Genomic DNA, 261 nt, shown 5'->3' on the forward strand with positions numbered 1-261 from the left:
GTTGGAAGCGGAGTTGAAATTGGTAAACAAATTCAAGAAGAAATGAATATGGAGACCCGTGTAACTGTGCTTGGTCACGTACAACGTGGTGGTTCTCCGACAGCTGCTGACCGAGTGCTTGCAAGCCGCCTTGGTGCGAGAGCTGTGGAACTGCTTCTTGAAGGAGCAGAAGGTAGAACGGTTGGCATTCAGAACAATGAGATTGTTGATCTTGATATAAACGAAGCGCTTGCACTGCCACATGAAGTGAATCAAAAAATG

The 261-nt window shown here is 46.4% G+C and carries 1 protein-coding gene; it reads left to right on the forward strand.

The genetic code is table 11. The features are described from left to right. The coding region (locus JI667_RS21890; protein ID WP_206858589.1) for a 6-phosphofructokinase at positions 1-261 on the forward strand (261 nt) is incomplete at both ends.

The organism is Bacillus sp. NTK074B, assembly GCF_017303375.1.
GTDB lineage: Bacteria > Bacillota > Bacilli > Bacillales > Bacillaceae_B > Rossellomorea.